This window comes from Sphaerimonospora thailandensis, from assembly GCF_016863115.1.
In the GTDB taxonomy this organism is placed as follows: domain Bacteria; phylum Actinomycetota; class Actinomycetes; order Streptosporangiales; family Streptosporangiaceae; genus Sphaerimonospora; species Sphaerimonospora cavernae.
On record NZ_BOOG01000017.1, the window covers coordinates 1 to 13,713 of the forward strand.

Consider the following 13,713-nt stretch of genomic DNA (forward strand, 5'->3'; position numbering starts at 1 on the left):
GGCCGACTCAGCCCCTTCCGGCCCAGCCCCAGCCTCCGCCGTCTCAGTCTCGGCCGTCTCAGGCTCGGCCGTCTCAGGCTCGGCCGTCTCAGGCTCGGCCGTCTCAGGCTCGGCCGTCTCAGGCTGCTCCTCGGCCGCCTCACTGGTGCCGAGGCCATCTGCGCGGCCATCTAGCGACGGAGCTGTCCATCCACCCTCTCGGCCGGCCGTGCGCTCGCCCGCACTCTCGCAGCCATCCGCTCCCGCGCGATCGGCGTGGCCATCCCCACCCGTCCGGTCGTCAGCCTCCACGTGGTCCGTATGGGTGCCCGCGTCCACATCCGCGTCCATGCGGTTGTCCGCGAAGCTACCCGCATCCACGTGGCCCGGGAATGCGATGTCCGAGGGTGCGACGCCCGGGAGAGAGGCGTCGGAGGGCGTACCAGGAACGGCAGCAAGCCAGTCGGGCCAATCAGACCACTGCTTAGAACGCACCGAAACACCCGTGACACGGCCACCCGAGGTACGGGCGGCGGCACGCGCCTCCGCCTCGGCCCGCACCGCGGCCCACCACCGCGGTCCCAGCAGCGGCCGAGCTCGGGAAGGCGGCGGATCCGGATCGAAGAGCCCGGCGGGTTTCGTCGCCCGTGCCGTCGCGTCCGGCTTCATCGCCCCCCTCCCCATGAACCTGTCATTTCGAAAACCTGTCTGAATTCTCTCACACTCAATCCGGCAACGACAATAGTTTCGACCATCAAATTCCAAATAAAATACGAGAAGTAAATGGCGAATGACTTAGATGTTCCTAATGTCGGAAATGGATAGTGCCTCTTCGAAGCCAAGCGAGGTTGCGATGCCCACGGCTCCTGCGAGTGGTGTGCGCAGCGGGTACGTAACCGCTGGGCCTCGAGGTTGCGGAAGCCGTACGCGTCCCGCCTGACCGTGAAGCCGTACGCGTCCCGCCTGACCGTCTTGATCACCCGGTTGGCGCCCTCGGAACCCGCGTTGGTGATCCCGGTCCGCGGGAACGCGAGGATCTCGAATCACCGAGTCTCGACCGTGGAGGCGCCCAGCGCCTCACCATCGAAACCGCATCGCGTTGGAGATCATGGAGTCTGATCGGCGGAGCGGGGCCGCTCGTTTCGCTGGTCCGCCTGTACGGCGGTGCCGTACTAAGATCGCGTCCCGTGCTTCCGGATAGTTTCTGGCGGTTTATCCGGATCGGATTAGTAGGTCTGGTTCTGGCGGCGGCGGTCGCGGGCCTGGTGCTCGGCGACGCCTGGCTCTGGGTGGCCGTCGAATGGTCGCCGCCGACCTACGCGTGGTTCTACGCGCGCGGCGGGTTCGACACCCTGACGGTTGTGGCGCTGCTCGTGGCCGCCCTGGTGAAGGCCGCGCTCCTGTGGCTGATCCTGCGGGCGCCCGCGCCGGGACCGCTGGACCGCCGGGCGAAGGCACTGCGCCGACTGCTGTATCTGGCGGTGGCGTACGCCCTCGTGCTGTGGTATCCGATCGCGCTGCTCCCCGACGCGGTCGATGCGGCATTCCAGCTCGCGCTGTGGACCGCCATCGACGTCCTCTACCTGCTCGTCATCCGCTGGCGGTCCCGCGCGCTGTGCGCGGCGGCCGGAGCGATGTTCGCGGTCGAGCTGGCCGGGATGGCCAACGAACTGCTCGACGAACTCGACCTCCCAGAGCTCGGATCGGGCGGCATCGTCGACCTGGGCTTGATGCTGGGCGCGGTGGCGGCGACCATCATCACAGTTGTCGGGCAGCGGCGGGATGGCCGGTGGAGCCGCGGCACGCAGGCCGCCGGGTGGTTGTCAGTGGGCACCTACGCGCTGGTGATCCCGCTCAACTTCTTCTTCGGAAGGATCTCCAGCGGCCATCTGGCGATGGGGGTCATGATGGACGCGGTGGGGCTCGTCAGCATCGTGTGGATCGCGGCGACCGCCCGTGAACTGCCCGCTGAGGGCCGCCCGGCGGACCTTTCGCCCGCGCGGCGGCGCATGATCCGCATCGCGGTGGCGGCCGTGGCCGTACTGCCGATCATCGCGCTGATCCACCCGGAGCAGACCCCGCACCTCACCTACACCGGCTGGTCGATGGACTGCTATCGCCGGCCCAGCTTCGGCGACCTGAAACCCGCGGAACGCGACGCCGCGTTCCTGTGCCGGGCGCGGAGCACAGACGGCGGCGTCCCGCCCATGTTCCCCGACAGCCTGTCGGACCAGCAGATCCTCGCGTATGGGCGGGCGTTGTGCCGTGCGAAGGACCGCGACGAGCAGAAGGCGATCCTGACGCGGGCCGGGAGCCCGCGGCCCGCCTGGGGCGCGGACCCGTGGGACCTCGTCTACCTCTGCCCGGAGATCGTCGGCGCGACCCATCCTGAGCTGCTGCGGTCGACCGCGGAGGCGGAGGCGGCGAACGCCGCCTACATCGCCGAGAAGAACGCGAAGTGCCGCGATCCGTGGCCCCGGACGAAGGGTGTCGTCCAGGCCACGGCCAACTACTTCCTGTTCGCCGACGGCGATCACGGCTATATGGTCCACGACCCCCAAGACGAAGCGGCCGAGGAAGCTGTGGAGCAGGCGATCGACAAGCTCTACGACGACAGCGCCCGCATCGGGGTGGCCGGCAGCACGGTGCTCATCGGGCACATCGAAGACGTCATCGATCTGTGCCTCACGGTGAAGGCCTTCCGCACCGCGCCGCCACAACGGACGGCCGGGTGGGATCAGGTCACCGAGGTGCCGATCGTCAGCCGCAGCGGCCGGCTCACCGTGCCGGAGAAGGGCGAGGGAGAAGTGGGCGCGGGCGCCCCGATGCCGAATCTGGCGATCGCGGGGAAGGGCCGCTACCGGCTCCGTGTCCACGTGCGGGTCGACGATGCAGGAGAGGAGCAGCACCTGGTCGTCGTGTTCCCGGGCGCGTCGAGAAAGAGGCTCAAGCTGAAGCCGTGAGCGGTGGCGGGGCGCAACCCGTGGGGGATGCCGAGGCGAGGGTCAGGGCGAAGTCCTCCGCGGGATCGGTGTATCTGCTGGTGACCGCGAACCCGGCCCGCGTGAGCTCACCGGCCACCCCCTCCTCCCGGAACTTGGCGCTGATCTCCGTACGGATCTCCTCGCCCTCGTCGAAGGAGACGGCGAGACCGAGCGCGCTGATCGCGACCCGCATGGGGCGGGCGGCTCGCAGGCGCATCTCGATCCACTCGTTGTCCTCGTCGTAGATCGCGACGTGCTCGAAGGCGTCCGGCTGGAAATCGGCGTCCAGTTCCCGGTTGAGCACGCGCAGGACGTTGCGGTTGAACTCCGCCGTCACGCCGAGGGCGTCGTCGTAGGCCGCGACCAACCGGGCGACGTCCTTCACCAGGTCGGTGCCGAGGAGCAGCATGTCCCCCGGCCGCAGCGTGGCGCGCAACTCCTTCAGGAACACCTCCCGGGCGGTCGGCGGCAGATTCCCGATCGTGCCGCCGAGAAAGGCCACCATCCGGCGGCCCGGCGTGGGCAGCAGGCTGGGCAGCAGCGCCAGATGTGCCTCGAAGTCCGCGCGTACGGGCCGCAACTCGAGGCGGGGATAACGGACGGAGAGCCGACCGGCGGCCGCCTCCAGCGTGACCACGTCGACGTCGACCGGCGTGTACGCGCGCAGCGTCCCCTCCGCAGCGAGGGCGTCGAGCAGCAGCACCGTCTTCTCACTGGTGCCCGATCCCAGCTCGACGAGTGTGTCGGCCCGGCTCCGCGCGGCGATGTCGAACACGTGCCGGCGCAGGATCTCCAGCTCTCGCCGTGTGGGGTAGTACTCGGGGAGGTGGGTGATCGCCGAGAACAGCGCGCTGCCCGTCTCGTCGTAGAACCATTTCGGCGGAAGCCACTTGGGCGTGGCCGTGAGCCCGGTACGGACATCGTGCTCCAGCGCCTGCCGCAGGTAGTCGTCGTCGAGACGGTCGATCACAGCCATGAGACGCTCCTCATCGAACGGTTCTCAGCGGATGAGTCCTCAACGGATCGGGGCGACCAGCACACCGTCGGGGGACGCCGACAGAAGGTTGCGGTCGGGCACCGGACGCCATCCCGGGCGGTCGTCCAGCGGCTCGCTGGCCACGAGCACTCCCTCACCGACATGGGCGTACAAGCTGTCACCCCAGGCGACGGCGGCGACCTCGGCGCCGCCGCAGGCGAGCAGGTTGAGCCGGGCCGCCGGATCGGCCGCGGCGACCCGCTTCACGACGAGGGTCAGTGCGTCGGCGAGCGAGGCGCCGGCCCGCAACCGGGTGAACACGAGCGAAGCGAGCCACGCCGAGTCGCACAAACTCTCCGGCTCGCACAAACTCTCCGGCTCGCACAGGCTCTCCGGCTCACACAGACTCTCCGGCTCACACAGACTCTCCGGCTCACACAGACTCTCCGGCTCGCACAGGGTCGCCCGACCGACCGCCAACCGTCTGACGACGTCCCGCTCGACCCGGCCGTTGTGGCTGAGCAGCCAGCGTCCGTCGGCGAACGGCGCGGTGGCCGTCTCCTCGACGGGCATGCCCACGGTGGCGCACCGCACGGCGGCGATGAGGCAGGTGGACCGCGCGGCCGCGGCCAGGCCGGGCAGGTTGGCATCGGACCAGATGGGGACGGTACGGCGGTAGCGCACCGGCTCGCACAGGACCGGGTCGTACCAGCCCATGCCGAAGCCGTCGGCGTTGACCGTGCCGTACCGCTGCATGCGCGGGGCGTACGACTGCTCGAGCAGGCCGTGCTCCGGCTCGGAGATCAGCCACGAGAGCGGTCGGGCCGGCCCGAACCACGCCGCATGACGGCACACGTCAATCCTCCGCTCTGTCCTCGATCCTCTGGCAGTCCTCTTCAGTCCCCTTCAGACCTCTGAACGGGCGCAGCGGAAACCGGCGAAGATCTGCCGGCGGATCGGATAGTCCCAGTTCCGGAACGTCCTTCTGACGGCGGTGGGATGCGTGGCCCAGGATCCGCCGCGCAGCACCCGGTAGCTCTCCCCGAAGAAGACCTCGCTGTATTCCGAGTACGGGAAGCTCCGGTAACCGGGATAGGGCAGGAACCAGGAGTCGGTCCACTCCCAGACGTCGCCGATGAGCTGCTCGACCCCGTACGGGCTGGCCCCACGCGGGAAGGCCCCGATGGGCGCGGGGCGGGCGGCCCGATTGCCGAGATTCGCCTGCCCGACGCTCGGCGGCCGGTCGCCCCACGGATACGCGTGCCCGCCGCACGCCTTCTCCCACTCGGCCTCCGTCGGCAGCCGCTTGCCGGCCCAGCATGCGTAGGCGTCGGCCTCGTACCAGGAGACGTGCTGCACCGGCTCGTCCTCCGGCACCGGCTCGACCCTGCCGAAACGCGTACGCGACCAGGTGTCGCCGTCCCGCGCCCAGAACAGCGGCGCGCGCACGCCGGAACGGCGCATCCACTCCCACCCCCTGGGGTTCCACCAACGCGGGTCGTCGTATCCGCCGTCGGCCATGAACGTGGCGAAGGCGCCGTTGCTCACCGGGTAGCGGTCGATCCAGTAGCCCGGCAGGTGCCTGCGGTGGGCGACACGCTCGTTGTCGTACGCCCAGGGCGAGGCGGCGCCCGCGCCCATCGTGAAGATCCCCCCGGGGATGTGGATCTCCGGGGCGACGGGTCCGATGGACCGGCCGGTGGGCAGACCGCCTTCCGGCACCAGTCCCGGATGCCCGGACAGCTGCAGTGTCGCGAGCATGGTCTCGTCGTGCTGGTGCTCGTGCTGTGTCACCAGCCCGAAGACGTACCCGCCGACCCGAAGCGGGTCGGGGCCGTCGAGGCGCATGGCCTCGGGGTCCATGCCGTCGAGCACGTCGAGCACCCGGCCGCGCACGCCGCAGAGGTACCGCCTGGTCTCGCCCGGCGGGAGGAGTGGCAGGGTCGGCCGGTCCCTGCGCGGCTGCTTGAACGCGTCGTAGATGTCGTCGATCTCCGGCCGCAGCGGGGCCATCCCGCCCACGGCACGCAGCACCCACAGCTCCTCGTAGTTGCCGACGTGGGCGAGGTCCCACACCAGTGGTGACATCAGCGGCGAATGCTGCCGGACGAGCAGGTCGTCGTCCGCGTCCGTGTACGTCAGTGAGCGCTCGCGTACCGTCACCAGCTCTGTCACGATCCGTTCCTTCAGCCTGTGCGGGTCGTCCCATGAGTACGGATCATCCGCGCTGGTCACGCCGTAGTGATCGTAGTGATCGTTGAGCTCGGTCACGCGATCATCTCCTCCATCAGATCGACGGCCGGGGATCGGCCCGATTCGATGTGCTTCGTGGCGAACGCGGAGACCTGGGCGACCAGCCAGGGCTCGGCCCCCAACCGGGGCAGCGCCTCGACGGCGGCCCGGAAACACACGGAGGCCGCCCCGCGCAGACCGGGATCGGCCAGCCCCAGGCGGGCGGCGTCCGCCCATCGGCCCTCCATCGGCGCGGCGGCTTCCAGCGCCGTGTCCGCCGTCCGGTCATCGGCGATCAGGGCGTACACGACGGCGGTGACGACCGCCCAGTCGTCGGCTCCCTGCGCGTCGGCTCCCTGCGCGTCGTTTCGTTGGGCATCGATTCCCTGGGCATCGAGGTAGCGGATCTCCAGCCAGCCGCGTGGTCGCACCGGCGGGAAGAGGGTGGTGGCGTGATAGGCGAGGTCGTCCTCCCCGGGCGGCCGGCCCGCCGCCCGGGCGAAGTCGCGGAACGCCGTGCCGTCGAGAACCGGGCGGAAGCCGCCCCCGGCATCTCTGATCATCATGAGGCGGGCGTCCAGCAGGTAGCGCGCCCAATCCGCGGCCGGGTCTCCACCCGCCTCGACGGGCGCGGTCCTGCTGGGGTCGAGGGCACGCCAGATGGCCTGCCGGGCCGACATCCATCCCCCGGCGGGCGAGTTGGCGAACGCCGCCACCAGCACGGGGCCGAGCCGGTGCGCCCGTGTCCAGCGGACCGCGGGGTCGTCGCCCACGTCGATGTTGAGCTGGATCGACGCCGTCGAGCACATCATGGTGAGCCCATACGGCACGCCGAGGAAGGCCGCCATCGCGTCATAGCGAGGCTCCCGCAGTTGTCGCACCGGCGATCGCCGCGGGTCGAGTCCCATGCCGCCGAGCGACAGCCCGGCACGGCCGAGCGCGAGCCGTACGGCCTGGACATCGGCGGCGAGAGCGGCGACCGCGACGGGCAGCCTTCCCGGCGGCCCGGAGAGTTCGAGCTGCCCTCCGGGCTCGAACGTGACGCGGCTCCTGCCGGGAAGCGGCGGGAGCGCGTCGCGGATTCGGGCGATGGGCACCTGCGCCGCCGGGAGGTCGGTGTCGTAAACCAGGAACTCCAATTCGACGCCCAACCGGTCCGCGGTCTCCCCGCGGAAGCACTCGCGGGCGTACGCCTGAACGTCCGTCATCCGCCCTCCATCGGCCAGCCGTGCCGAATCGAATTTCTTCCCACACACCTCACATTCAACCTAGATAGCCATAAATAGATCTATTTAGCAGAAATTAGGACAAATCACCCAGCGACTGAAAGCAGTTGCTGGCCAGGCTCCGGTTGCGTGATCGGGCCCAGGTGGTGTGATACGCGTACGAGGCCGGGCTCGTATGCCCTGGTGACCCACCCTGCCGGTAGCGTTGGGTGACATGACGACTATCGATCCCGGCACCACGGGTGCGCACGGCATTGGTGTGGCGACCATCACCTCGGACGGCACCGTTCTGGACACCTGGTATCCCTCGCCCTCGCTGGGCGAGCCTCCCGCCAAGGGCACTGAGCGGCTGACGGCCGAGGATCTGGCCGCATATCCGGACGGGGCGGACCTGGTGGCGCTGCTCGGCCCTGACCCGGCCCGCGGAGTGGAGGTCGTGGCGGTGCGGACGGGCATCGCCCTGCTTTCCGAACCACCGGTGGACACCCACGACGCCTACCTCAGGCTGCACCTGCTGTCGCACCGCCTGGTCAGGCCGCACGGAGTGAACCTCGACGGAATCTTCGGACTGCTGACCAACGTCGTGTGGACCAACCACGGGCCGTGCCCGGTCGAGGGTTTCGAGAACGTGCGACTGCGCCTGCGGGCCCGGGGACCGGTGACCGTCTACGGCGTGGACAAGTTCCCGCGGATGGTCGACTACGTGCTCCCCTCGGGGGTCCGGGTCGCCGACGCCGACCGTGTACGGCTGGGCGCCCACCTGTCGAGCGGGACGACCGTCATGCACGAGGGCTTCGTGAACTTCAACGCCGGCACGCTGGGCTCGTCCATGGTGGAGGGACGGATCTCCGCCGGCGTGGTCGTCGGCGACGGCTCCGACGTCGGCGGCGGCGCCTCGATCATGGGGACCCTCTCGGGCGGCGGCAGGCAGGTCATCTCCGTCGGAGAACGGTGCCTGCTCGGGGCCAACGCCGGCATCGGCATCTCACTGGGTGACGACTGCGTCGTGGAGGCCGGACTGTACGTGACCGCCGGGACCAAGGTCACCCTCACCGACGGCGGCGTGGTGAAGGCCAAGGAACTGTCCGGCAGGTCGGGCCTGCTGCTGCGTCGCAACTCGACCACCGGCACGGTCGAGGCGGTGTCCAGGGGCGGCGTCGGGATCGAGCTCAACGCCGAACTGCACGCCAACGACTGAGACTCTCGGGGTGTGGCGCCACGAGCCGTACGGCACCCTGAGATGTCCCTGAGACAGCCCTGAACTTGGCCGTCCGCCCTGGGATTCCAGGGCGGACGGCTCGTACGGTTGAGACATGGCACGAATTCTTTTCATCGCAGCACTCGTCGTCGTCGGCTTCATCCTCCTGGGCTCGGTGATCGGACTGGTCGTCAGCGCGCTCAAGTGGATCCTGATCATCGGGGCCATCGCGCTGATCATCTCCGTCATCCTCAAGATCACACGCTCCAGCGGCAGCCGCTCCGGTCACTACGGGCACTGACCGACCCGCCCCGCTGACCGAACGGCGACTGTCCGGCCGACCGAGGACTGCCCGCCTCGCACGTCGGCCGGCCGTACGCTTTCACCTATGAGCGAGCTTTCAGGTGCGAGGGCGTGAGCGACGCCCGAGAGCATGGAGGCGGGCACGGGCACGGGCACGGCGTCCGGGCGGATGCCGACCGACGGTTCCTCATCACGGCCCTGCTGTTGATCCTCGCCTTCATGGCCGCGGAGATCGTGGTCGGCGTCTTCGCGCATTCGCTGGCCCTGCTCTCCGACGCCGGGCACATGCTCACCGACGCGGCGGCCATCGGTCTCGCCCTGGTCGCGATGCGGATCGCCGCGCGCCCGCCTGCCGGGGGCTTCACCTATGGGCTGAAACGGGCGGAAATCATCAGCGCCCAGTTCAACGGCATCACGCTGTTGCTGCTCACGATCCTGTTCGTCGTCGAGGCGGTCCACCGGCTGATCAGTCCACCCGAGGTCCAGGGTGCGCCGGTGCTGGCGACCGGCCTGGCCGGCATCGCCGTCAACATGGCGGCGGCCTGGCTGCTCAGCAGGGCCAACCGGGCGAGCCTCAACGTCGAGGGCGCCTTCCAGCACATCCTCAGCGACCTTTACGCGTTCATCGCCACGACCATCGCCGGGCTGGTCGTGTGGATGAGCGGCTGGGTCCGCGCCGACGCGCTCGCGGCCCTCGTCGTGGCCGCGCTCATGCTCAAGGCGGGCTGGCGGCTGGTGCGCGACTCCGGCCGCGTGTTCATGGAGGCGGCCCCGGTGGGGATGTCACCGGCGGAGATCGGCCGGAGGATGGCCGCGATGGAGCAGGTCGCCGAGGTCCACGACCTGCACGTCTGGGAGGTCACCTCGGGATACGCCGCGCTCTCGGCCCATGTGCTCGTCGCCCCCGAGGCCGACTGCCATGCCGTACGGCAGGCCATCGAGGTGGTGCTGCGCGATGGGTACGGCATCGAGCACACGACGCTCCAGGTGGATCACGCCCCTGCCCGGCTACTCGAAATCGGACGAATCGACCGCTCCTCCTGTGAGACCGGCGGGGTCGGCGCGGCGGAACCGCACTGCCGCGATCCCCATGGCCCGTCTCATCCGGGCAACTCGGGAAGATGAGATCCAGGAAAAGGGGCGGGCTCCGCCGCCGGAGCACGGCAGGGCCCGCGCTGATCGGTCACTCGGTGACTCTGTGACCGGGGGCCGTACCGCCCCAGCCGTTGCGGGAGGTGTCGATCAGCATGCCGAGCGTCGACGGGCGACGGGCTATTCCGCTACCGTCGTATGACGTGCAGGACGCTGGCGATCCGCTCGGCGGCGGTGACGACGTCGGAGGCGTGGCCGATCCGCCCGGCCCACGACAGCCAGTACCACCACTCGCCGTCGGTCTCGTCGGACGCCAGCACGTCCTCGGCCACCGAGGGCTCCATCGGATTGACCACGCGCAGGCGTGGGTAACGCCCGGCAGGGGCCGTCAGGCGTACCTGAAACGCGTGGGCCTCGAGCTGGGCCGCGAGCCGTTGCAGATGGTCAAGCGCCTCACCAGGATCCGCGCACCCGGCATCGTCCAACACGGCATCGTCCAACACGGCGCCGTCCAACACGGCGTCATCCAACACACTGTCCTCCAAGGCGGATGTCGGGACCCGTCACCGGTCAGGGTGACCCCACGCGGACCGGCGGGGCAATCGCCGCCACCCGCGAAACCGTGTGACAACCAGGGAATCCACCGGGATTCCGTGGAACAGCCACGGAAACCGCGGCCACGAACCCGACACAGTCGATACGGATTGGGCGCATACGGCTTTACCTTGGGGGAATAACCGTAAGGGTGAGACTGCACTGCAGATGGGCCGGCTTGGGAGTGCCCGTGGATCTTTGCCGTAGCGAGGCGCCCGTACGGGCACCGCGGTAGGCAAGAAGATCTACGGGACAGGACCTTCTAGGGGGGCGCCGATGGCCCGTGGAGAGCATTCACCGGCGTGCGCTCGCCGCTGGCGCGAACAGGCCGGGGCGCGGCAGTGGACGCTCTGGCAGACCGCCCAGGCCATCCACGGATGCTGCGGGGCGAGCCTGCTCAAGGCCCACCGGCTGGCCCGGGGCTGGTCGGCACGGCAGGCGATCGAGGAGCTGGAGTCGCTCTGCGAGCGGGAGTCGCTGGGCCTGCCCCGCGCCAGCATCGACCTGCTGAACGCCTGGGAGAACAACCGGGCCCGGCCCCGCCCGCAGACCATCGACCTGCTCGCCCGGCTCTACAGAGCCAATGCCGTACGGCTCGGCCTGGCCGGCGACTACTGCGAGGACCCCGGCGGTCAGCGCGTCATCGTGGTGAGCCACGCCAGTGGCGACGAGCCGATGCGGCTCGACGAGCTCATGGCCGACCTCATGGCCGACGACGCCGAGCGCCGGGCGCTCTTCCATCAGGCCATGCTTCTCAGCATGCCGGACGGCCGGTTCTTCGCCGAGGTCGAGGGCACCCGGCACGATCTCGACCGTACGCTCGCCGCCGGGTCGGTGACCGAGGACCAACTCGACCTGCTGGACGAGCTGGTCCTGCGCTACCGCAGGGAATACATGGTCACCCCGCCGCTGCCGATGCTCTGCCGGGTCATGCTGGAGATCTCCGACGTACGTAGGCTGAGCGCCGCCCGGCAGCCGTTCTCCGTGCAGCGCCGCCTGCTGACCGCCACCACGATGCTGGCGCTGCTGACCGCCGACGCGCTGATGAAGCTCGGCGACACGCGCCAGGCCCACGCCTGGTACGGCACCGCCCGCGCGGCCTCGGACGACGTGGGAGACCTGCGGCTGCGCGCGCTGGTCCGGGCGCAGCAGACCATGCTGCTCTACTACTACGGGGACCCCGGCGAGACGGTGCGGCTGGCCCGCGAAGCGCGGATGCTGGCCGGTTCCGCCCCCAGCTCCCCCGCCGCTCTCGCGGCCGCGGCCGAGGCCCGCGCGCTCGCGCGCATGGGAGACGGCAAGGGCGCCAGGGCGGCGCTGGCGGAGGCCGAGCAGATCTTCGCCCGCATGCGCGGCATCACCCAGGATGATCTGGCCTTCGTCTTCACCGAGAAGCGGATGAAGTTCTATCGCACCGGGACGCTCATCGAGCTGGGGGACGCCCGGCAGATCCAGGGGATCGACGCCTATCCTCCCGGATTCCACACGATCGATCCCGCCCTGATCCTGCTCGATCAAGCCACTCATCTGGCCAGACAGGGTGACCAGGAGGAGGCGTGCCGGATCGCGGCGCAGGCCCTCGGGCAGGTGCCCGCCGAACACCGCACCTCGATCGTCGTCACCCGGGCCACGGCCCTGCTGTCCGAGGTCGATCCGGGCCTGCCCGCCGTACGGCACCTGCGCAGTGTGCTGGCGGAGTCGTCGCCCGGACTGCCCACGGACACGCGGCTGTGAACCGGGGCGCGGCGGGCGCGAGGGGGGTGACGGCGAGCGACTGCCGACTGGCCGACGAGGCGTCCGAGGTGCTGCGCGAGGTGTGCGTACGGCTCGGCGTCGACGTGACAGGAGCCCGGCTCCTGCGGCTGCGCAGCAACGCGGTGTTCAAGCTGCGCGGAGACATGGTCGTACGGATCACGACCGCCCCCGACGCGGTGACCCGGCTGCCGGTGGTGCTGGCGGTCGCCCGCTGGCTCGCCGACCGCGGCTTCCCCGCCGTACGGCCCGTCGACGAGATCCCCGGCCAGCCGATCGTGCACGACGGGCGGACCGTCACCTTCTGGCGGTATGTCCCGTCCACCGGGCGGCCGACCACGAGACAACTCGGCCGGGTGCTGCGCAGCCTGCACGGCGAGCCGGTGCCGCCGATCGCGCTGCGGCGGCTCACCGACCCGCTCGCCGAGGTGCGGCACGCGGTGGAGCATGCGGTGGAGCACGCGGTCGGGGACAGTTCCGAGGTGCTCACCGGCGACCAGCGGACCTGGCTGCGCGACCGCATCGAGGATCTCACCGGCCGCTGGCTGGATCTGGACACCGGCTCCCCGGTTCTCCTGCACGGCGACGCCTGGATCGACAATCTGCTCCGCCTTCATGACGGGCACGTCATGCTGTGCGACTGGGACGGCGTGGCCGTCGGGCCGCGTGAGTGGGACCTTGTGCACACCTACCACGGTCAGCGCCGGTTCGGGCTGTCGGCCGCCGACGTGGACGATTTCGCCCGCGCGTACGGCTCCGACCTGCGGCAGTGGCCCGGTTACGGCACCCTGATGGAGGTCAGGGACATGTACGCGGTGGGCGTCCACATCCGCAACGCGGTCGGCGACCCGTTCTCACGCCAGGAACTGCCCCGCCGGCTCGACTCGCTCGCTCGTGGTGACGGGCACGCGCGCTGGTACATGGCGGCGCCCGCATAGTGCCCGACATTCGGGGGTACATTTCGAGACGACTGCGAGGAGGTGTCGCGGTCGTCATTTCAGGACGGATATTTCGATACAGCGCAATCGGGGGATTGCCGGCCGCGGGCATGCATGCTTCCTGGTGGCGCGGCGAGGCTCCCGAAAAGGAGAAGCAGTTGTCTGAAGGCACCGTCAAGTGGTTCAACGCCGAAAAGGGTTTCGGATTCATCGCTCCGGACGACGGCACCGCTGACGTGTTCGTTCATTACTCGGCGATCAACTCGGGTGGTTACCGCAGCCTGGACCAGAACCAGCGGGTCAGTTATGTGACCGTGCAGGGCACCAAGGGTCCCCAGGCCGAGCAGGTCACGCCGCTGTAGCGATCGCCTCAACGTCTCGATAATCAGCGTCTCGATAACAGCGTTTCTACCACCACGTTTCTAAAACCGCGTTCCTA

The 13,713-nt window shown here is 69.6% G+C and carries 13 protein-coding genes; 7 read left to right on the top strand and 6 right to left on the bottom strand.

From position 1 onward, the window contains the following. Positions 1–644: 644 nt before the first annotated feature. Positions 645–1,016 carry a hypothetical protein gene (locus Mth01_RS29625; protein ID WP_308440784.1) on the bottom strand — a complete coding sequence of 124 codons (372 nt, stop codon included), beginning with the start codon at positions 1,014–1,016 and terminating at the stop codon, positions 645–647. Positions 1,017–1,166: 150 nt separating this feature from the next. Between Mth01_RS29625 and Mth01_RS09735 the strand changes: the two genes are divergently transcribed. Further along, complete coding sequence (locus Mth01_RS09735; protein WP_204014775.1) at positions 1,167–2,942, top strand: hypothetical protein; 1,776 nt, start codon at positions 1,167–1,169, stop codon at positions 2,940–2,942. Here the strand turns inward: Mth01_RS09735 and egtD are convergent. From egtD to Mth01_RS09755, 4 genes are read right to left on the bottom strand one after another with little or no spacing between them, the layout of a single operon-like run. Continuing rightward, positions 2,926–3,939 (bottom strand): L-histidine N(alpha)-methyltransferase, encoded by a 1,014-nt coding sequence (gene egtD / locus Mth01_RS09740; RefSeq protein ID WP_204014778.1) that lies wholly within the window; start codon positions 3,937–3,939, stop codon positions 2,926–2,928. The two genes, Mth01_RS09735 and egtD, sit on opposite strands and share 17 nt — an antisense overlap. Before the next feature lie 39 nt (positions 3,940–3,978). Next, complete coding sequence (locus Mth01_RS09745; RefSeq protein ID WP_204014781.1) at positions 3,979–4,794, bottom strand: class II glutamine amidotransferase domain-containing protein; 816 nt, start codon at positions 4,792–4,794, stop codon at positions 3,979–3,981. Positions 4,795–4,845: 51 nt separating this feature from the next. Beyond that, positions 4,846–6,174, bottom strand: coding sequence for an ergothioneine biosynthesis protein EgtB (gene egtB / locus Mth01_RS09750; protein ID WP_407695931.1), 1,329 nt, complete (start codon positions 6,172–6,174; stop codon positions 4,846–4,848). A 32-nt stretch (positions 6,175–6,206) separates the two neighbouring features. Further along, positions 6,207–7,379 carry a glutamate-cysteine ligase family protein gene (locus Mth01_RS09755; RefSeq protein ID WP_204014784.1) on the bottom strand — a complete coding sequence of 391 codons (1,173 nt, stop codon included), beginning with the start codon at positions 7,377–7,379 and terminating at the stop codon, positions 6,207–6,209. A gap of 232 nt (positions 7,380–7,611) precedes the next feature. Between Mth01_RS09755 and dapD the strand changes: the two genes are divergently transcribed. The 3 genes from dapD to Mth01_RS09770 all read left to right on the top strand — a co-directional run bounded on the left by dapD (position 7,612) and on the right by Mth01_RS09770 (position 10,023). Beyond that, the gene (gene dapD, locus Mth01_RS09760; RefSeq protein WP_204014787.1) at positions 7,612–8,595 is read left to right on the top strand and encodes a 2,3,4,5-tetrahydropyridine-2,6-dicarboxylate N-succinyltransferase; all 984 of its coding nucleotides are present in this window, start codon (positions 7,612–7,614) and stop codon (positions 8,593–8,595) included. Positions 8,596–8,710: 115 nt separating this feature from the next. Further along, a complete protein-coding gene (locus Mth01_RS09765) occupies positions 8,711–8,896 on the top strand; it encodes a hypothetical protein (RefSeq protein ID WP_204014791.1) in 186 nt (61 codons plus the stop codon). Positions 8,897–9,009: 113 nt separating this feature from the next. After that, a complete protein-coding gene (locus Mth01_RS09770; RefSeq protein ID WP_239089509.1) occupies positions 9,010–10,023 on the top strand; it encodes a cation diffusion facilitator family transporter in 1,014 nt (337 codons plus the stop codon). Positions 10,024–10,178: 155 nt separating this feature from the next. Here Mth01_RS09770 and Mth01_RS09775 read toward each other — a convergent pair whose 3' ends face one another. Further along, positions 10,179–10,523, bottom strand: coding sequence for a hypothetical protein (locus Mth01_RS09775; RefSeq protein ID WP_239089510.1), 345 nt, complete (start codon positions 10,521–10,523; stop codon positions 10,179–10,181). Between the two features lie 337 nt (positions 10,524–10,860). On the opposite strand from Mth01_RS09775, the gene Mth01_RS09780 reads away from it, so the two are divergent. The 3 genes from Mth01_RS09780 (at position 10,861) to Mth01_RS09790 (ending at position 13,636) form a co-directional block, all read left to right on the top strand. Next, positions 10,861–12,318 carry a helix-turn-helix domain-containing protein gene (locus tag Mth01_RS09780; RefSeq protein ID WP_204014794.1) on the top strand — a complete coding sequence of 486 codons (1,458 nt, stop codon included), beginning with the start codon at positions 10,861–10,863 and terminating at the stop codon, positions 12,316–12,318. After that, on the top strand, positions 12,315–13,274 hold the full coding sequence (locus tag Mth01_RS09785) for a phosphotransferase enzyme family protein (RefSeq protein ID WP_239089511.1): 960 nt from the start codon (positions 12,315–12,317) through the stop codon (positions 13,272–13,274). Before Mth01_RS09780 ends, Mth01_RS09785 begins: the two co-directional genes overlap by 4 nt. Before the next feature lie 158 nt (positions 13,275–13,432). Continuing rightward, positions 13,433–13,636: a cold-shock protein gene (locus tag Mth01_RS09790; RefSeq protein WP_204014797.1), complete on the top strand. Its 204-nt coding sequence runs from the start codon at positions 13,433–13,435 to the stop codon at positions 13,634–13,636. Positions 13,637–13,713: the final 77 nt, after the last annotated feature.